The organism is Pseudomonas sp. B15(2017), assembly GCF_002113215.1.
Classification (GTDB): Bacteria; Pseudomonadota; Gammaproteobacteria; order Pseudomonadales; family Pseudomonadaceae; genus Aquipseudomonas.
Genome location: NZ_NEJZ01000014.1, coordinates 107,917 through 126,581 on the forward strand (window position 1 = coordinate 107,917; position 18,665 = coordinate 126,581).

General features: G+C 61.0%; 14 protein-coding genes and 1 pseudogene. 6 read left to right on the forward strand and 9 right to left on the reverse strand.

From position 1 onward, the window contains the following. Window positions 1-11 precede the first annotated feature (11 nt). Window positions 12-650 carry an isochorismatase family cysteine hydrolase gene (locus CAF73_RS20180; RefSeq protein ID WP_085703603.1) on the forward strand — a complete coding sequence of 213 codons (639 nt, stop codon included), beginning with the start codon at window positions 12-14 and terminating at the stop codon, window positions 648-650. Further along, window positions 647-2,218 carry an aldehyde dehydrogenase (NADP(+)) gene (locus CAF73_RS20185; RefSeq protein WP_085703604.1) on the forward strand — a complete coding sequence of 524 codons (1,572 nt, stop codon included), beginning with the start codon at window positions 647-649 and terminating at the stop codon, window positions 2,216-2,218. Before CAF73_RS20180 ends, CAF73_RS20185 begins: the two co-directional genes overlap by 4 nt. Window positions 2,219-2,264: 46 nt before the next feature. On the opposite strand, the pseudogene CAF73_RS20190 reads toward CAF73_RS20185, so the two are convergent. Both CAF73_RS20190 and CAF73_RS20195 read right to left on the reverse strand, forming a co-directional pair. Then, window positions 2,265-2,540, reverse strand: a pseudogene (locus tag CAF73_RS20190) ((Fe-S)-binding protein); the annotation flags it as partial. A 10-nt stretch (window positions 2,541-2,550) separates the two neighbouring features. Beyond that, window positions 2,551-3,432, reverse strand: coding sequence for a LysR family transcriptional regulator (locus tag CAF73_RS20195; protein WP_065259876.1), 882 nt, complete (start codon window positions 3,430-3,432; stop codon window positions 2,551-2,553). A 103-nt stretch (window positions 3,433-3,535) separates the two neighbouring features. Between CAF73_RS20195 and CAF73_RS20200 the strand changes: the two genes are divergently transcribed. Beyond that, window positions 3,536-4,927, forward strand: coding sequence for an aldehyde dehydrogenase family protein (locus tag CAF73_RS20200; protein ID WP_085698278.1), 1,392 nt, complete (start codon window positions 3,536-3,538; stop codon window positions 4,925-4,927). A gap of 118 nt (window positions 4,928-5,045) precedes the next feature. Here the strand turns inward: CAF73_RS20200 and CAF73_RS20205 are convergent, their stop codons facing one another. After that, on the reverse strand, window positions 5,046-5,876 hold the full coding sequence (locus CAF73_RS20205; RefSeq protein WP_085703605.1) for an oxidoreductase: 831 nt from the start codon (window positions 5,874-5,876) through the stop codon (window positions 5,046-5,048). Between the two features lie 129 nt (window positions 5,877-6,005). On the opposite strand from CAF73_RS20205, the gene CAF73_RS20210 reads away from it, so the two are divergent. Beyond that, on the forward strand, window positions 6,006-6,911 hold the full coding sequence (locus CAF73_RS20210; protein WP_085703606.1) for a LysR family transcriptional regulator: 906 nt from the start codon (window positions 6,006-6,008) through the stop codon (window positions 6,909-6,911). A 6-nt stretch (window positions 6,912-6,917) separates the two neighbouring features. On the opposite strand, the gene CAF73_RS20215 is transcribed toward CAF73_RS20210, so the two are convergent. Beyond that, the gene (locus CAF73_RS20215; RefSeq protein ID WP_085703607.1) at window positions 6,918-8,087 is read right to left on the reverse strand and encodes a DUF1624 domain-containing protein; all 1,170 of its coding nucleotides are present in this window, start codon (window positions 8,085-8,087) and stop codon (window positions 6,918-6,920) included. 115 nt (window positions 8,088-8,202) lie between these two features. Then, entirely contained in the window at window positions 8,203-11,232 is a 3,030-nt protein-coding gene (locus tag CAF73_RS20220) for an FAD-binding and (Fe-S)-binding domain-containing protein (RefSeq protein WP_085703608.1), read from the reverse strand. A gap of 159 nt (window positions 11,233-11,391) precedes the next feature. Here CAF73_RS20220 and CAF73_RS20225 point away from each other — a divergent pair, with 159 nt between their 5' ends. Continuing rightward, entirely contained in the window at window positions 11,392-12,276 is an 885-nt protein-coding gene (locus tag CAF73_RS20225) for a LysR substrate-binding domain-containing protein (RefSeq protein ID WP_085698275.1), read from the forward strand. 42 nt (window positions 12,277-12,318) lie between these two features. On the opposite strand, the gene CAF73_RS20230 is transcribed toward CAF73_RS20225, so the two are convergent. Together CAF73_RS20230 and CAF73_RS20235 are read right to left on the reverse strand one after the other, a co-directional pair. Then, window positions 12,319-13,593, reverse strand: coding sequence for a glucarate dehydratase family protein (locus CAF73_RS20230; RefSeq protein WP_085703609.1), 1,275 nt, complete (start codon window positions 13,591-13,593; stop codon window positions 12,319-12,321). Between the two features lie 23 nt (window positions 13,594-13,616). Next, complete coding sequence (locus CAF73_RS20235; RefSeq protein ID WP_085703610.1) at window positions 13,617-14,984, reverse strand: MFS transporter; 1,368 nt, start codon at window positions 14,982-14,984, stop codon at window positions 13,617-13,619. 126 nt (window positions 14,985-15,110) lie between these two features. Between CAF73_RS20235 and CAF73_RS20240 the strand changes: the two genes are divergently transcribed. After that, the gene (locus CAF73_RS20240; RefSeq protein ID WP_085698272.1) at window positions 15,111-16,010 is read left to right on the forward strand and encodes a LysR substrate-binding domain-containing protein; all 900 of its coding nucleotides are present in this window, start codon (window positions 15,111-15,113) and stop codon (window positions 16,008-16,010) included. A gap of 142 nt (window positions 16,011-16,152) precedes the next feature. Here CAF73_RS20240 and CAF73_RS20245 read toward each other — a convergent pair whose 3' ends face one another. Together CAF73_RS20245 and CAF73_RS20250 are read right to left on the reverse strand one after the other, a co-directional pair. Continuing rightward, window positions 16,153-16,758, reverse strand: coding sequence for a DUF6338 family protein (locus tag CAF73_RS20245; RefSeq protein ID WP_085703611.1), 606 nt, complete (start codon window positions 16,756-16,758; stop codon window positions 16,153-16,155). 123 nt (window positions 16,759-16,881) lie between these two features. Beyond that, complete coding sequence (locus CAF73_RS20250; protein ID WP_085703612.1) at window positions 16,882-18,495, reverse strand: GMC family oxidoreductase; 1,614 nt, start codon at window positions 18,493-18,495, stop codon at window positions 16,882-16,884. Between the last annotated feature and the right edge of the window lie 170 nt (window positions 18,496-18,665).

Consider the following 18,665-nt stretch of genomic DNA (forward strand, 5'->3'; position numbering starts at 1 on the left):
AGTACACCGTCATGTCGAAACCTCTCTATCCGCTCGACAGAACCGCCTACCTGCTGGTCGATCCGTACAACGATTTTCTCTCCGACGGCGGCAAGATCTTTCCGCTGATCAAACCGATGGCCGAGCAGAACGGCCTGCTCGACAACCTGCGCAAACTCGATCGCGCCGTGCGGGCCCTGCCGATTCCGGTCGTCATCGTACCGCATCACCGCTGGGTCAAAGGCGACTACGAGAACTGGGATCACCCAAGCCCGACCCAATGCAAGATCATGCACATGCACCACTTTGCGCGCGGCGAATGGGGCGGTGAATGGCACCCGGATTTTGCACCGAGGGACGGCGACATCGTGGTTCAGGAACACTGGGGGTCCAGTGGATTTGCCAATACCGACCTGGATTTTCGCCTCAAACAAATAGGCATCACCCACGTCATCATTGTCGGCCTGCTGGCCAATACCTGCATCGAAGCCACCGCACGCTACGCGTCCGAGCTCGGCTACCACGTCACGCTGGTGCGCGACGCGACCGCCGCGTTCAAAGAGGAAATGATGCACGCCGCCCACGAACTCAACGGGCCGACGTTCGCCCATGTCATCACCACCACAGACGAACTGATCGCGAACCTTCAGTCGCAAGGTGGCGCGAAATGAGTCTGACCGGCCATCTGCTGATCGGCGCCGCCGACGTGCCTGCTACCGAAGGCACGATGAAGGCGCTGAATCCGGCAACCAATACGCCGATCGAACCGGAATTCGCCTTCGGCGGTGCAGAGCAAGTCGATCAGGCGGCAACCCTCGCCGACGCGGCATTCGACAGCTACAGCCATACACCGCTGGCCGAGCGTGTGGCGTTTCTCGAAAGCATCGCCGACAACCTCGACGCCGTCCGTGAGGAACTGGCCGCCCGTGCTGCGCTGGAAACCGGTCTGCCCCAGGCACAACTGGAAGGCGAAACCGTCAAGGCCGCCACCCAGTTCCGCCAGTTCGCCGAGGTGGTGCGAAAGGGACGCTTCCTTCAACTGGCCATCGACCCGGCGCAACCTGATCGCCAGCCGCGACCACGGATGGATCATCGCCTGCAGAAAGTCGCCATCGGCCCGGTGGCGATCTTCGGTGCGAGCAATTTTCCGATCTCCTATTCGGTCGCCGGCGGCGATACCGCATCGGCGCTGGCGGCCGGTGCGACGGTGATACTCAAGGCCCACAACGCCCATCCCGGCGCTTCGGAAATCCAGGCCCGCGCCATCCGCAAGGCGGTGCAGATGCATGGCCTGCACGAAGGGGTTTTCTCCATGGTGCGCGGTGGTGGCAATGCCATCGGTGAGGCGCTGGTCGATCATCCTTTGATTAAAGCGGTGACGTTCACCGGTTCGGAGCTTGGCGGCATGGCGCTTTATCGCCGCGCGCAATTACGGCCAGATCCGATTCCGGTGTTCACCGAAATGACCAGCGTCAATCCGACGTTCATCTTGCCCGCAGCGCTGGCGACACGAGGCGGTGAGATCGGCGATGGTTTTATCGAGCGGATGCTGGTGAATGTCGGGCAGGCCTGCCTGTGTCCGTCGATCCTGATCGCGGTCGAAGGCGAAGGCGAAGGTCTGCAAGCGCTACGTAGCGCCATGATCAAGCGGGTCAGCGAAGCGCCGGCGCGTACGATGCTGACGCCGGGGATTCACGCTTCATACGCCAAAGGATTAATGGCGATGGAAAGCCTGGGGGCAAATCGGGTGGCGGTCGGCGCGCCGGCGGACGGCCAGTTTGAAGGCCGCTCGGCGCTGCTGGACGTTGACGGCCATCGCCTGCTCAGTGAACCGGCGCTGGCCCATGAAGTGTTCGGCCCGGCGGCATTGTTGGTAACGGTCAGAGATGAGGAAGAGTTGCTGGCCGTCGCCCGTTCGTTCAAGGGTCAGTTGAGCGCAGCCGTTCACCTTGAAGACCGCGACCTCGATCTGGCACGACGCCTGCTGCCGATTCTCGAACGCCGCACCGGACGCATCGTGGTCAACGCTTTCGCCCATCCGCAGGAAGTGACCTTCGCCACCGTACACGGTGGGCCGTTCCCGGCCACTTCGGACAGCCGCTTCACCTCGGTCGGCATGACCTCGATAGAGCGCTTTTTGCGGCCGGTGGCGTATCAGGGCTTTCCCGATGCGTTGTTACCGGCAGTGTTGCGCGATGCCAATCCACTCGATCTGCCGCGCATTATCGACGGCCAATAATAAATGCCCGGTTCGGCAAATCACCGAACCGGGCACTCTCATTCAATCAAATGAGCAAGTCTTCAAAGAAGGCACCGTACGGAAGCTCAGGGTGCTTAATCTGGATTTCCAGAATCCACACACCGGCATTCGGCGCCTGATCGAAGTCCCCCAGATTGCCGCCCCGATAAATTGCATGCGGAAAATCACTGACCCGCTGGCCCTTGATGTCCAGGTTCAACTTCCAGCCCATCGCCTCGGCCTGATCCGTGGCGTAGCGGTACAGCTCGACACCGGTTACGCCCTGACGCCAGAAGGCCTCGACCTTGTCGAAGAGCTCTTTGAACAACGTGTCAAACCTCTTCTGCGCGCACCACACCACGCTCTTCCAGCAAGCGCACAAACATGCTCAGACTGCGCGAAACCGTACCCCGCCGCCATACCAGCCACGTCGTCAGATAGCGGAAATCCGCCGCCAGCGGCCAGACGCTCACCGTCGCGCAACCGGGCATGCTCTGCAGCATGCTGCGCGGCATCAGAGCCAGACCGGCGCCCGCACTGACGCAGGCGAGCATGCCGTGATAAGACTCCATTTCAAAAATCTTGCCCGGTACCGCAGCGTCGGTGCTGAACCATTTTTCGAAGTGATGGCGATAGGAGCAGTTCGAACGGAATGCATAGATGTTCTCGCCATTCACGTCCGCAGCGCGCTGGATCGGCCCGTGATGCAGCGGCGAGATGATGACCATTTCCTCTTCGAACGCCGGAATGCCTTCCAGCGCCGGGTGCAAGACCGGGCCGTCGACGAACGCGGCCGCCAGGCGCCCGGAAAGCACACCGTCGATCATTGTCCCGGACGGGCCGGTCGACAGGTCCAGATCGACCTTCGGATGTTGCTGGTTGTAGGTCGCCAGCAAACCGGGAATGCGTACCGCCGCCGTGCTCTCCAGCGAGCCCAGCGGAAATGCGCCTTGCGGCTCCTCGCCGGCCACCGTGGCCCGCGCTTCCTGAACCAGATCAAGAATGCGCCGCGCGTATTCGAGAAAACTCCAACCGGCCGGCGACAGCCGCAAGCGGCTTTTCTCGCGGATGAACAGGTCGACGCCCAGGTCTTCCTCCAACTGCTTGATGCGGGTCGTGAGGTTCGACGGCACCCGATGAATCTGCGCCGCCGCCGCGCTGATGCTGCCGTGCTCGGCAACGGCCTTGAAAATTTCCAGTTGCACCAGATCCACAGTCATTCTCCAATCGTGAAAGAAACGATCTTTATTATTCAGTTTCCAGAAACTGAACGCCACCCTACTCTGAGCGCATCCACTGACCTCGCAGGACGATGCCATGAGCCCGATTTCCAGCCAGACCCACGCCATTTCGATCAACCCCGCCACCGGCGAGCAGATCGGTCACTACGCCTTCGAATCCGCCGAGGCTCTCGACGCTGCGCTGACCCGCGCCGCATTCGGCTTCAACAAGTGGAAACGCAAGCCATTGCAAGACCGCTCCCGTGCCCTGACCGCTCTGGCCGGCGCTCTGCGTGACAGCAGCGAAGCCATGGCGACCATGATCACCCGGGAAATGGGCAAGCCGATCGCCCAGGCCCGTGGCGAAATCGAGAAGTGCGCCAAGCTCTGCGAGTGGTACGCCGAACACGGCCCGGCCATGCTCAACGCCGAAGCGACTCTGGTCGAAGGCGGCAAGGCGCGCATCGAATACCGTCCGCTCGGCCCGATCCTCGCCGTGATGCCGTGGAATTTCCCGATCTGGCAAGTGCTGCGCGGCGCCGTTCCGGCGCTGATCGCCGGCAACACTTACGTGCTCAAGCATGCGCCGAATGTGATGGGCAGCGCCTATCTGTTGCGCGACGCGTTCACCCGCGCCGGTTTTGCCGATGGCGTGTTTGAAGTGCTCAACGTCACTCCGCAAGGCGTGTCCACCGCCATTGCTGACCCGCGCATTGCCGCCGTAACCCTGACCGGCAGCGTTCGCGCCGGCATGGCCATCGGCGCACAGGCCGGTGCCGCGCTGAAGAAGTGCGTGCTGGAACTGGGCGGTTCCGATCCGTTTATCGTGCTCAACGACGCCGATATTGATGAAGCCGTGCAAGCGGCAGTCATCGGTCGTTACCAGAACTCCGGGCAAGTCTGCGCCGCCGCCAAACGTCTGATCATCGAAGAAGGCGTGGTTGAAGAGTTCACCCGCAAGTTCGTCGAAGCCACCCGCCAGTTGAAGATGGGCGACCCGTTGTCCGCCGACAACTACATCGGCCCGATGGCCCGTTTCGATCTGCGTGACGAACTCGATCAACAAGTACGCGCCACCCTGGAAGAAGGCGCCACCCTGCTGCTCGGCGGCGGCAAGGCCCAAGGCCCGGGCAACTATTACGAGCCGACCGTGCTGGCCGACGTCACCGACCGCATGACTTCGTTCAAGCAGGAACTGTTCGGCCCGGTGGCCTCGATCATCACCGCTCGTGACTGCGCCCACGCCGTGGCCCTGGCAAACGACAGCGAGTTCGGTCTGACTGCAACGATCTACACCGCCAACGTCGCCCTGGCCCAGCAACTGACCAGTGAACTGGAAACCGGTGGTGTGTTCATCAACGGCTACTCCGCCAGCGACCCGCGCGTGACCTTCGGCGGCGTGAAGAAGAGCGGTTTCGGCCGCGAGCTGTCGCACTTCGGCGTGCGCGAGTTCTGCAATGCGCAGACGGTGTGGCTGGATCGCAAATAATCCAATAGCCCAAAAACCATGTGGGAGCGAGCTTGCTCGCGATGACACCTTCACGATCAACATTGATGTTGAATGTCAGGCAGCCATCGCGAGCAAGCTCGCTCCCACAGGTTTTGTGTCAGTCCTTGAAATCCGTGGACAGCGCCAGCTCACTCCACTCGGCCAACTCCTGCGCCACCAAACGGTTCTTCGCCTCGATCCGCGCAATCGTGTCGCTGCCCAGCGCCAGCCGCTGCGGCGGGTTCGGCGTGTTGACCAGTGTCAGCATCGCTTCGGCGAGCTTCAGCGGATCGCCCGGTTGCGCATGGTTGGCCGCTTTGGCAAACGTGCGCATCTTGCCGACGGTTTCGTCGTAGTCCGGCAATACAAGCGCAGTCTTGACCAGTGATTGCTCGTCGAGGAAGTCGGTGCGGAAGAAACCCGGTTCAACCACCGTGGCATGAATGCCCAGCGGCGCCAGTTCCTGGTGCAACGCTTCGCTGATGCCTTCCACCGCGAATTTGGTCGAGCCGTAGACACCCCAGCCCATGTAAGCCTGATAACCGCCGATGGACGAGATGTTGATGATCCGTCCGCTGCGCTGGGCGCGCATGTGTGGCAGCACGGCGCGGGTGACGTTGAGCAGGCCGAACACGTTGGTGGCGAACAGGCGCTCGGTTTCGCTGGCGCTGGTTTCTTCAACGGCGCCCAACACGCCGAAACCGGCATTGTTGATCAGCACGTCGATGCGTCCGAAGCGCTTGATGCCTTCTGCCACCGCTTGGTGGGCTTCTTCTTCGCGGGTGACATCGAGGCGCACTGCCAGCAAATGCGGGTGATCGCCGAGGCGGTCGGTGATGTCCTGCGGGTTGCGGGCAGTGGCAATCACCGCGTCACCGGCGCGCAAGGCCTGTTCAGTGATAAGGGCGCCAAAACCACGGGAAGCTCCGGTAATCAGCCAGGTACGCATATCAACTCCTCCTGTCGGTGACCCTGCGAGATTGCCGGGCCTTCTTGATGAGTTGAGTCGACTTTAAAGCCGTGCTACTGATGTGATAATCCCAACAAATTTGCATGACTTTGTGAAAGGTGTTCACAAATGAAAAACCCGTCCACGGCGGACCTGTCGATCTTTCTCTGCATCGCCCAGCACCTGAATTTCAGCCGTGCGGCGATGGATCTGGGCCTGACACCTTCGGCCCTGAGCCATTCATTGCGAGCGCTGGAAAATCGCCTCGGTGTGAGGCTGTTCAATCGCACCACCCGCAGCGTTGCGCTGACCGAGGCCGGCGAGCGTCTGTATGCGCGGCTTAAACCGGCGTTTCGCGATATCGACGACGCCCTTGAAGACCTCAATCACTTTCGCGACAAACCTTCCGGCAACCTGCGCATCACTGCCGGGCGCCAGGCCTGCGAACTGGTGCTGCTGCCGATTGCCGGGGCGTTCCTGCCGGCCTATCCGGACATTCGCCTGGAAGTGGTCGAAAGTGATGCGCTAGTGGATATCGTCGCCAGCGGTTTTGATGCTGGTGTGCGGTTCGGCAATCGACTGCAAGCGGACATGGTGTCGCTGCCGATCGGCCCGACCCTGCGCTCGGTAGTGGTCGCGTCGCCGGAGTTTCTGGAACGGCACGCCGCGCCACAAAAACCGGGGGATCTGCGCACCCTGCCCTGCATCCGTCACCGGTTTCCCAGCGGCGCGCTGTATCGCTGGGAATTCGAGCGTGGCGGCATCGCTCAGGAAATCGAGGTCAACGGTCCGCTGACACTGGGTGATGTCAGCCTGATGATCGGCCCCGCATTACAGGGCTTGGGACTGGCCTATGTATTCGAGGACATGGCCCGCGAACATTTGGCGAGCGGACGGCTGGTGCAGGTACTGGCGGACTGGTGCCCGTACTATCCCGGCCTCCACCTGTACTACCCGAGCCGACGCCACGTACCGGCGCCGCTCAAGGCGTTTATCGATTTCGCCCGCAATGCTCGCGAGGGCAAAACGAGCTGAGCCGTTCTACAAATACTTCAACCAGGCGATGTCACGGCGTCGGGCCTTCAGTGCCGAAAACCAGCGCACCGCCGGAAACAACGCGACCGCCAGCACCACCGCCGCCAGCCACACCGCTGCCACAGAGGAGAAACCAAAATACGTGCCCTGATTAAGCCCGAACAGCGCCACGCCGATCAGGTACAACACCTTCAGGGCATACAGGTGCAGCAGGTAGAAAAACATCGGCGCCGAACCGAACACCGTCAGCCAGCGAATCCAGCGTCGATCCTGCGCGCGCTCGAACACCAGCAACAGCAGCAGCCCGACGCTCACCGTCAAGGTGATGAACAACAGCGACGGCGGGTATTTGGTGATGTTGAAAAAACTCATCAGGGTCTGCAGGCTGCTGTCATTGATCGACCACGGTTTCTCGCCATAACCGTTGACCAACCGCAGAGCCAAGAACCCCAGCAACCCGGCCATGCCACCGATCAGCAAACGGCGCTGGCGCAACCCTGCATCGGCTGCGCGGGCGAACCACGGCCCCAGCGCATAACCCAGACCGATCACGCCGATCCACGGTAGCAACGGATACGACGTGCGCAGACGCAAGGTTTCGCTCGCCTCGATCCAGCCCCGGTCATGCAGGATCGCCCATGGCACGTGCAGTGCCGGCTCGGTTGCGAAATGCAGTCCGTCGAGCAGGTTGTGTCCGGCGATGATCGCCAGGCTCAGCGTCAACAGCAGCCAGCGTGGCAGCCAGACCAGCAGCGACAGCGCAATCATGCTCAGGCCGATCGCCCAGATCACTTGCAGGTAGATCACGGTCGGTGGCAACTGAAACGTCCAGGCGAAATTCACCAGAGTGAATTCGAGCGCTACCAGAAACAGTCCGCGCTTGAACAGGAAGGCACTGACATCAGCCTTGCCGTCGTACTTTTCTCCGAACAGCCATGCTGACAACCCGGTCAGCAGCACGAACACCGGCGCACACAGATGCGCCAGGGTGCGGCTGAAGAACAGCGCCGGCTCGGTGCTGGCGATGTCCATCGGGTCGGTGACCTGACGATGCAACAGAAAGGTTTCGCGCACGTGGTCCAGCAACATGAACAGAATCACCAGGCCACGCAGTGCATCAATGGACAGCAACCGGCCAGTCGCCGAGGGGGCAGAACGGGGAACCGCAATCGTCATGGAGGTATCGCAATCGAATGGTTGATCGATGCGACCGCCCGAAAGCGGCCGCGCAATTTGCGTTACCTTATAACATGAAAAACCGATCCAATCGCTAGCGGTTCTCAAACAGCGATCACGCTTTACGCAAGACTTCCAGCACGACCTGCAACGGATGGCGCAGTTGTCGATCGGCCTGGCGCTTGACCTGACTGCGACAGGAATAGCCCGTGGCCAGTGCCTCGCCCTTCTCCGCCGGGGCCTCGATCTGCTTGGCCCAGGATTGTTCGTAGATCACCGCCGACGTCTCGCGATTGCGCGCTTCATGTCCGTAAGTGCCGGACATGCCGCAGCAGCCGGTGGCCTGGGTCGCCAGCTTCAGGCCGACACGTTCGAACACCTGCTCCCATTGCCGGGTGGCGGCCGGGGCGTTGGTTTTCTCGGTGCAGTGCGCCAGCAGGCGGAAGGTGCCGGCGCGGCGCTGGTCGGTCTGCTCCGGCATGACCTTGAGCAACCACTCCTGCACCAGCGCCACCTCCGGGCATTTCTCCATCTCCGGCACCTTCAGATACTCCTGGCGATAGACCAGGGTCATGGCCGGGTCGAGTCCCACCAGCGGAACACCAACCTCGGCCAGTGCGCGCAGCTGTCCGGCATTGCGCAATGCCGCACGATTGAACGCCGAAAGGAAACCCTGCACATGCAGCGGCTTGCCGTTGGCGCTGAACGGCGCCAGGTAAACCTGATAACCCAGTCGCGAAATCAGCTCGATCAGATCCGCCAGCAATGGCGCCTCGAAGTATCGGGTGAACGCATCCTGCACCAGCACCACACTGCGCTCACGTTGCGCCTGGGTCAGCGCCGAAAGCACCTCGACCGACGCCGGCTGAACCTGCCAGCGACGCATCGCCGCGTGGAAATCGAAACGGCTGAGCAACGGCACATCGACCATGCCGCCAACACGCTCGATCAAGCGACGGCTGAACGAGGCGCCCATCAAGCCGTTGTAGAGCAACGGAATCCGCGCCATGTACGGAATCGTGTACTCCAGCGAAGCGATCAGATAATCCCGCGCCGGCCGCAGATAACGCGTGTGGTACAACTCCAGAAACCGCGAGCGGAAGTCCGGCACGTTGACTTTCACCGGGCACTGCCCTGCGCAGGACTTGCACGCCAGGCACCCGGCCATGGCGTCATACACCTCATGTGAGAAGTCCTTTTCCTGCGCACGGCTGTTGCGCCAACGCTGCAGCAACGTGCTGAAAAACGGCGGACGACGGCTGGCATCGGCCAATACATCAACACCCGCCTCCCCCTGCAAACGCAGCCATTCACGAATCAGCGAGGCGCGACCCTTGGGCGACTGCGCGCGCTGGCGAGTGGCTTTCCACGACGGGCACATGGCATCGTCGGGATCGAAGTTGTAGCAGGCGCCGTTGCCGTTACAGTGCATCGCCGCACCGTAGTCCTGCCAGACTTTCTCGTCGATCTGTCGGTCCAGTTCGCCGCGCAGGGTCACTTCGTCGATTTTCAGCAATGCAGCGCCGGGGATATCCGGCGTGGCGATCTTGCCGGGGTTGAACTGGTTGAACGGATCGAACGCCGCCTTCAACGCTTGCAGTGCCGGGTACAACGCGCCGAAGAAGGCCGGTGCGTACTCCGAGCGCAGGCCCTTGCCGTGCTCGCCCCACAACAGGCCGCCATAACGCTGGGTCAGCGCAGCGACACCGTCCGAAACAGGGCGCACCAGCGCGGCTTGTTGCGGATCCTTCATGTCGAGAATCGGCCGCACGTGCAGCACGCCGGCATCGACGTGGCCGAACATGCCGTATTGCAGCTTATGGCTGTCGAGCAGCTCGCGCAGTTCGGCGATGTACTCGGCCAGATGCTGCGGCGGCACGGCGGTGTCTTCGACAAACGGCTGCGGCCGCGCTTCACCGGCGACGTTGCCGAGCAATCCCACCGCGCGTTTGCGCATGCCATAAACGCGGTTCACCGCCGCATGCCCGACGGCCAGCGTATGGCCCAGGCGCTCGACCGTGGCGTCGGTGCCCAAATGCTGGACGAAGGCTTCGACCCGGCCTTGCAATTCCTCGGGATCGTCGCCGCAGAACTCCACCAGATTGATCCCCAGCGTTGGCCGCTCGGCGCTTTCCGGGAAATACTCGGCAACGCCATGCCAGACGATGTCCTGCATCGCCAGCAACAGCACTTTGGAGTCGACGGTTTCGATCGACAACGGCTTGAGCGCCATCAACGCCCGGGCATCACGCAAGGCATCCATGAAGCCGGCGTAGCGAATGTTCACCAGCATCGTGTGCCTGGGAATCGGCAACACGTTGAGCTTGGCCTCGACCACAAACCCCAGCGAACCTTCAGCGCCGCACAGCACGCTGTTGAGGTTGAAACGGTTGTCAGCCTCGCGCAGGTGCGCCAGGTCGTAGCCGGTCAGGCAGCGGTTGAGATCGGGGAAGGTTTCCCGGATCAGCTCGCCCTGCTCATCGATGATCTGCCGCGCGCAGCGATACACCTCACCGGCCCGGCCCTCACGCGCGCATTCCGCTGCCAGTTCGCTTTCTTCCAACGGGCGGCCGTGCAAACGCTCGCCACCACGCAGGACCATGTGCAGTTCCAGCACGTGATCGCGGGTCTTGCCGTAGGTGCAGCTGCCCTGGCCGCTGGCGTCGGTGTTAATCATGCCGCCGACGGTGGCGCGGTTCGACGTGGACAGTTCCGGAGCGAAAAACAGTCCGGCGGATTTCAGCGCCGCGTTTAGCTGGTCTTTCACCACGCCGGCCTGCACCCGTACCCAACGCTGTTCAACGTTGATTTCAAGAATGCGGTTCATGTGCCGCGACAGGTCGACGACGATGCCGTCGGTCAACGACTGGCCGTTGGTGCCGGTGCCGCCACCACGAGGCGTGATCACGACTTTCTGGTAAGCCGGCTCGGCGATCAGGCGCGCGAGCAGCGCCACGTCGTCGGCATCACGCGGGAATACCGCCGCTTGCGGCAAGCGCTGGTAGATCGAGTTGTCCGTGGCCAGCACCACGCGGCTGGCGTAATCGGCGCTGATCTCGCCACGAAAACCGCCGGTTTCAAGGGCTTTGAGAAACTGCTGGTAGTCGGTGTTCAACGCAGTGGAAGGCGACAGCTGGGCAATCATCGGGCGTGTAATCTCGGTCAAAAACGGGCCGTGTGGCGGTGAACAGTTGTGCGCAATGAATGATTGCGTCACGCTCCCGCCATCTCATAGGCCTTATGTTCATTGCAGAGCGATGCCGGGACAACCGTAAAATCGACCCGCAATCCATGACTAAAACGAATGAATCCGCGAACTCTCACTCCCTCGATGTCGTTGCTGCTGGCGTTTGAAGCCGCCGCGCGCCATGAAAGCTACACCCGCGCCGCTCACGAACTGTCGTTGACCCAAAGCGCGGTCAGCCGTCAGGTGCAGATTCTGGAAAAGATGCTCGGCATGCGCCTGTTCAGCCGCGAAGGCCGGCGGGTGATTCTCACCGACGTCGGGCGCATGTACCAACGCGAACTATCCGAAGCCCTCGGCCAGATTCGCAGCGCGACGTTGCAGGCGATGGCGTTTGGCTCGGGCATTCACAGTTTGCGCCTGGCGACGCTGCCGACCTTCGGCTCAAAATGGCTGCTGCCACGCTTGAAGGATTTCTACACCGCGCACCCCGGCATGACGGTGCACCTGCATTCACGCATCGAAACCATCGACTTCGACACCAGCGAAATCGACGCCGCGATCTGCGTCGGCGGCGGTGACTGGCCAGGGCTGACCGCCCACCGTCTGCACACCGAAGAGCTGGTGGTGATTGCCAGTGCGCAGCTGTCCGATGCCGAGCGTCGTGCGGCAGACGAAGATATTGCCGGGCAACTGCTGCTCAACGTCAGCAGCAATGCTCAGGCCTGGTCCGAGTGGTTCAGCCATCACGCTTTGCCCCATCGCAGTATGCGCATCGGTCCGAGCTTCGAGATGACCTCGCACTTGATCCAGGCTGTGCGCGCCAATATCGGGATCGGGCTGGTGCCGAGAATTCTGGTGGAGGATGAGCTACACAACGGCGAGTTACTGCAGCTGGGCGAACCGATCAGCAGTCGCCGCAGCTATTACCTGGTATACCCGGCGCGTAATGAGTCGCTGGCATCGCTGAAGGCGTTTCGCGACTGGTTGATGCGCACGCTCTGAAACAACAGAGGGCGCCGTTCGACACCCTCTGGTTTTGCTCAATCAGAATCGCGGCTTCAGCGCTTTCCAGTCAGGTTTGTAGCGCTGCATTTGCCGTACATCATCGCGCTGGCGGATGCCGCAGGTCAGGTACTGATCATGCAGCTTGCCGAGCTGATCGTGATCCAGTTCCAGCCCGAGGCCCGGTGCACGAGTGATCTTCACGCAGCCATCGACGATCGGCAGCTTGCCGCCCCTGATCACTTCTTCATCCGGCTCCTGCCACGGGTAATGGGTGTCGCAGGCGTAGTCCAGATTCGGCACCGCGGCCGCCACATGCGCCATCGCCATCAGGCTGATGCCCAGGTGTGAGTTGGAATGCATCGACACACCGAGGCCGAAGGTGTCGCACATTTTCGCCAGGGTCTGGGTGTCGCGCAGGCCGCCCCAGTAATGGTGATCGGCGAGGACAATCTGCACGCTGTTCAACGCAACGCTGCGGCGGAATTCGTCGAAATCGGTGACCACCATGTTGGTCGCCAGCGGCAGCCCGGTGCGTTTGTGCAACTCGGCCATGCCGTCGAGGCCCGGGGTCGGGTCTTCGTAATACTGCAAATCGTCGCCCAGCAACTGCGCCATGCGGATCGAGGTTTCCAGCGACCAGTTGCCGTTGGGATCGATGCGCAACGGATAACCGGGGAAGGCCTTTTTCAACGCCTTGATGCACGCCACTTCGCGCTCCGGCGGCAGCGTGCCGGCCTTGAGCTTGATGCTCTTGAAACCGTAGGCCTCGATCATCCGCGCAGCCTGGGCGACGATCTGCTGCTCGTTCAGCGCCTCGCCCCAGTTGTCCGGCTTGTACGGCGAATCGACGTGCTGCGCATACTTGAAAAACAGGTACGCACTGAACGGCACTTCATCGCGCACCGCCCCGCCCAACAGGTCCACCAACGGCACATTCAAGTAGCGGGCCTGCAAGTCGAGGAACGCCACTTCAAACGCCGAATATGCGTTGCTCACCGCTTTACTGGCGTGGGAACCCGGCGCGAGTTCCGCACCGGCCAGACTGGCAGGCTTGTTGGCAGCAACTGTCGCCTGAACGATCCGACGCAGCTGATTGAGATTAAAGGGATCAAGGCCTATCAACTGTGATTGCAGCTGTTGCTGGATCGCCAGCGCCGGAGCATCGCCATAGCTTTCGCCGAGTCCGATGTAGCCGTTGTCGCTCTCGATTTCAATGATCGAGCGCAGGGCGAACGGTTCGTGGATGCCACTGGCGTTGAGCAGCGGCGGATCACGGAAGGCAATGGGAGTGACGGTGACGCGAGTGATTTTCAAAATGACGCTCCTTTGAGACGGAATCAGTGGCTCGCCACCGGGTTGGCCGTCGGCGCGACGGCGTTTTCGGGTTCAGGCTTTACCGGGTTTTTACCCTTGGCGCCGGGCGCCATCCGAGCGAAGAAGATCACCCCTGCCGCTACCAGCGAGGTCGCCGCCAGGCCATACAGGCCGCCCTCAATGGAGCCGGTGGTCTGCTCCAGAAAACCGAACGCGGTCGGCGCAACGAAGCCGCCGAGATTGCCGATGGAGTTGATCAACGCAATGACCGCCGCCGCGATGCGCGCATCCAGATAGCTTTGCGGAATCGGCCAGAACAGCGCCGAGGCTGCCTTGAAGCCGATGGCCGCGAAACAGATGGCGACGAAGGCGAAAATCGGCCCGCCCGTGGTGGACATGAACATGCCGAACGCGGCGATCACCAGGGTCAGCGCGACCCACGCCTGCTGGAATTTCCACTTGCCCGCCATTGACGCGAAGCCGTACATCGCCACGATGGAAATGATCCACGGCACCGAGTTGAGCAGCCCGACCTGGAAGTCGCCGAGGTTGCCCATTTTCTTGATCATGCTCGGCAGCCAGAACGTGGCGCCATAGATGGTCAGGGCGATGGAGAAGTAGATGAAGCAGAACAGCGCGATCTGCCGGTCCGCCAACAGTTTGAACATCGAAGGTTTGGCGACGTGGGTTGCTTCGCGTGCACGTTGTTCTTCGGTGATCGCGGCCACCAGTGCCTCGCGCTCCTCCTCGCTCAGCCACTTGGCCTGGCGCGGATGAGATTGCAGCCAGAACCAGACAAACCCGCAGAGCACCACCGACGCAGCGCCTTCGATCAGGAACATCCACTGCCAGCCGTGCAGGCCCAGACCGCTGATGTGCAAAAGAGCACCGGACACCGGGCCGGAAATCACCGAGGCAATCGCCGAACCGCTGAGAAACACCGCCATGGTCTTGCCGCGCTCCGAGGCCGGCAGCCATTGGGTGAAGTAATAAATGATCCCAGGGAAGAACCCGGCCTCGGCAGCGCCCAATATGAAGCGCAACACATAGAAACTGGTTTCACCCTTGACGAACGCCATGGCCATCGCCGCCGCGCCCCAGGTGAACATGATCCGCGTCAGCCAGGCGCGGGCGCCGTAGCGTTGCAGAAGCATATTGGACGGCACTTCAAACAAGGCGTAACCGATAAAAAACAGACCGGCGCCGAGGCCGTATGCAGCAGCGCCGATCCCCAGATCGGTTTCCAGATGACTGCGCACGAAACCGATGTTGACCCGGTCGATGTAGTTGACGATGAACATCACCACGAACAGCGGCAGCACATGACGCTTGACCTTGGCGGCGGCGCGGGCGAGTACCGTGATGTCCGGTGAACTCTGGAGGGTATTCAAGGGGCGACTCCCGATCTTTGTTTTTGTTGGGATAGCGGCGGCCTTTGAGGCGTAGAGCGATCATGGACGGAGCCATTGATCCCGTCTAATCTAACTTGGCATTCGATTGATACCCGGATTAGATCAATGTTCGAACTGACCCAACTGCGCTGCTTCACTACCGTCGCCACCGAACTGAATTTCCGCCGTGCCGCCGAACGGCTGAACATGACCCAACCGCCATTGAGCCGGCAGATCCAGTTGCTGGAGCATCACCTGGGAGTCGAACTGTTTACCCGCAGTACACGCAGCGTGGCGCTCACCGCTGCCGGCCGCGCATTTTTCATCGAGGCGCAGAATCTGCTGGAGCGCGCGCAACAGGCCGCTGTCACTGCCCGGCGTTTTGCCGAGGGTGATATCGGTTCGGTGAACATCAGTTTTGTCGGCAGCGCGGTGTATGAGTTCTTGCCCAAGGTTATCGCCGAGGCGCGCCTCAAGCAGCCGCAGGTGAAGATCGACCTGACCGAAATGAACACCTACCAGCAACACGAAGCCCTGCGCGCCCGACGCATCGATCTGGGCATCGTCCGCGCGCCGTTGCTGGAGCCCGGTTACGCCACTGAGTGCCTGGTGCGAGAGCCGTTTGTGCTGGCGGTGCCGAGTGGTCATCGACTGGCGAACGCCGACGATGTGTCAGTGAAGGACCTGGATGGGCAGCCGTTCCTGATGTATTCCCACGCAGCCTATCCGCCGTTCAACGAATTGCTGACCGGCATGCTGCGCTCGGCCCGGGTTGCTCCGGATTACGTGCAGTGGCTGGGTTCTTCCTTGACGATTCTGGCGCTGGTCAATGCGGGCATGGGGCTGGCACTGGTGCCGCGTTGCGCGACCAGTGTGGTGTTCAGGAATGTGGTGTTTCGCGAGATCGATCTGGGCGAAGGGGTACAGAGCGAACTGCATCTGATCTGGCGGGAGAACAACGACAACCCGGCGTTTGCGATGTTGCTGGAAGGCATTCGCCGGGCGGTGAAGGATGGATGGGGTTAGGAATGGGTATGCATTGACGGGGGATATTTCAGCGGTGGCGGTGCCTTTGGCCCCTTGATCAATGGTTTTTCCAACTGTTTCCCATCTGGCCCGTAGAACAGGCGCGCGACGTGCGGCGGCATAGGTTGTGGCGCTCTGGCGGTCATGATGAACCCTCTGACATCGGGCTGAATTCAACCCATTTAACCTTCGTGGAATCTATCAGCAAAAATTCGGCACCAAAAGGCACGTCTGTTCCATCGCTGTTGAGCCAACACGGTGATTGCAAAAGGAACTGCCCGGTGGATGACTCGGGCGGCCACTCCACCGGCCAGCCTAGAACGCGCCTTTCATCATCCAAATGCAGGGTGATAACGCGATCATATTTCGCAAATGCGCTGAACCATTGACTGGGGTAGGAAGATTGTTTCGTGACGTTTCTGCTGCTCAACCAACGATGCAACTTGCCATTGGCTGACAGGCAACAGGCCAACAACCCGAGTACCAGCGAAGCAAAAAATGCCCACGACGCTTCAGCTTTTGCATCCCATTTTCCTACAGAAAATCCCTTCTCCCCCACCCACACACAAACCGCTCCAACTCCCAGCACCATTGCGTGAATCACAAACGTGAAAATCAACGCCTGCACAATCTGCCCGAACGTATCCGGCCGCTTGAACGCCGTCAGGGTGTAGAAAATCCAGGCCGAGACAAACCCCGGGATCAGGTACTGCAACAGCGGAATCACTTCTTTCACCAGATCATCCATGATCGGTCGCTCCTTGAATCAGAAAAACAATCCTCCAGAAACAGCAATGCCGGCCCATAACGGGCCGGCATTCAAAGCCTAGTGCACGCAGGAAAGACGCTTGCGATCAAGTGTCACTGCGCATTACGCGTCCTGCAGAATCAGATCCGCGCCCTTCTCCGCCACCATCAGCACCGCCGCATGGGTGTTGCCCGACGTCACGTTCGGGAAGATCGACGCATCGACAATCCGCAATCCGTCGAGGCCATGCACCTTGAGGCGCTTGTCGACTACCGAAGTCTGCTCGTCCGCCCCCATCGCGCAGGAGCCGCACAGGTGATAGATCGAGCCGCAATTGTCGCGGAAGTACTGGAGCATCTGCTCGTCGCTTTCCACTGCCGGTCCCGGCAGAACTTCATCGACCGTGATGCCCTTCAATGAAGGCGCGCCCATGATCTTGCGCATCAGGCGACTGCCCTGGATCACCTCGTCGATGTCCTTTTGCGTGCTCAGATAGTTCGGGTCGATCAACGCCGCATCGCGCGGATTTTTCGAGGCAATCGTGATGTGACCGCGACTGGTCGGGCGGCACGGATTGAAGCACAGCAGGAAGCCTGAATACGGCTCGGGCTTGAGGCTGGCCTTGTTGTTTTTCGGGATCTGGTACGACAGCGGGTTGAAATACAGCTGCAGGTTCGGATGGCTCTGTTCCGAATTGCCACGGAAGAATCCACCGGCCTGATTGACGCTCATCGCCAGCGCGCCCTTGCGCGTCAGCAGGTATTTCACGCCGAGTTTGAACTGGCCGAACAGCGAGCTGAGTTCATCGTTCAGAGTCGGGACGTTGGCCTTGTAGTAGTAGCTGACGCACAGGTGATCCTGAAGGTTATGCCCCACTGCCGGCAGGTGTTTGACCAGCGGAATCTGATGTTTGGCCAGTAGGGTGCGATCGGCCACGCCGGACAGTTGCAGGATCTTCGGTGTGTCGACCGCACCGGCACACAGGATCACTTCCTTGCGCGCCGTGAACGTTCGCGTCACACCATGCTGAGTGATGGAAATACCGGTGGCGCGCTGTTGGCTCTCATCAAACAGCACTCGATCAACCAGCGCGTAATGCTCGACCGTCAGGTTCTGCCGGCTCAGTGCCGGGTGCAAATGGGCGAAGCTGCTGGAGCTGCGCTGACCATTGCGGGTGTTGACGTCGTAGATGCCCGCGCCTTCGAATTTCGGCCCATTGAAATCGTCGCTGCGTGGGTAGCCTAGTTCATCGCAGCCCTTGAGAAACACGTCGCAGATCGGGTGGGTCTGGCCGGTCATCGGGGTGATGCTGATCGGGCCGCTGCCGCCGTGGTATTCGCTGTCGCCCAGCGGATGGTTTTCCAGTTTGCGGAAGTACGGCAGCACATCCTTGAAGGCCCAGCCGTCGTTGCCGTTGGCCGCCCAGTCGTTGAAGTCATGGGCCTGGCCACGCACGTAGATCATTGCGTTGATCGAGCCCGAACCGCCCTGGACCTTGCCACGCGGGGCGTAGATTTCGCGATTGCCCAACTGTTTTTGCGGCTGGCTGTAATACATCCAGTTGAAGGTCGGGTTGTAATACATTTTGGCGAAGCCGACCGGGATCCTGAACCACAGGGAACTGTCCTTGCCGCCCGCCTCCAGCAGCAGCACCGTGTATTGGCCCGAGGCCGAAAGCCGGTTGGCCAGCACGCAGCCAGCGGCGCCTGCGCCAGCGATGATGTAGTCGTATGTCATGCACGGTTACCGCGTAAGTCGTTGTACAAAGAATGCCTGTCAGCCAGGCACTATCCTTGTGGGAGCGAGCTTGCTCGCGATTGCGGTGCCGCATTCAACATTGATGCTGACTGAACTGACGCTATCGCGAGCAAGCTCGCTCCCACAGGTCTTGCGGTTGGGTTAGAAAC

Excerpts from the sequence above, each read along its gene's own strand:
- CAF73_RS20225 (WP_085698275.1), top strand. The coding sequence starts at position 11,392 with ATGAATCCGCGAACTCTCACTCCCTCGATGTCGTTGCTGCTGGCGTTT.
- CAF73_RS20205 (WP_085703605.1), bottom strand. The coding sequence starts at position 5,876 with ATGCGTACCTGGCTGATTACCGGAGCTTCCCGTGGTTTTGGCGCCCTT.
- CAF73_RS20215 (WP_085703607.1), bottom strand. The coding sequence starts at position 8,087 with ATGACGATTGCGGTTCCCCGTTCTGCCCCCTCGGCGACTGGCCGGTTG.
- CAF73_RS20220 (WP_085703608.1), bottom strand. The coding sequence starts at position 11,232 with ATGATTGCCCAGCTGTCGCCTTCCACTGCGTTGAACACCGACTACCAG.
- CAF73_RS20240 (WP_085698272.1), top strand. The coding sequence starts at position 15,111 with ATGTTCGAACTGACCCAACTGCGCTGCTTCACTACCGTCGCCACCGAA.
- CAF73_RS20185 (WP_085703604.1), top strand. The coding sequence starts at position 647 with ATGAGTCTGACCGGCCATCTGCTGATCGGCGCCGCCGACGTGCCTGCT.
- CAF73_RS20245 (WP_085703611.1), bottom strand. The coding sequence starts at position 16,758 with ATGGATGATCTGGTGAAAGAAGTGATTCCGCTGTTGCAGTACCTGATC.
- CAF73_RS20180 (WP_085703603.1), top strand. The coding sequence starts at position 12 with ATGTCGAAACCTCTCTATCCGCTCGACAGAACCGCCTACCTGCTGGTC.
- CAF73_RS20250 (WP_085703612.1), bottom strand. The coding sequence starts at position 18,495 with ATGACATACGACTACATCATCGCTGGCGCAGGCGCCGCTGGCTGCGTG.
- CAF73_RS20200 (WP_085698278.1), top strand. The coding sequence starts at position 3,536 with ATGAGCCCGATTTCCAGCCAGACCCACGCCATTTCGATCAACCCCGCC.
- CAF73_RS20210 (WP_085703606.1), top strand. The coding sequence starts at position 6,006 with ATGAAAAACCCGTCCACGGCGGACCTGTCGATCTTTCTCTGCATCGCC.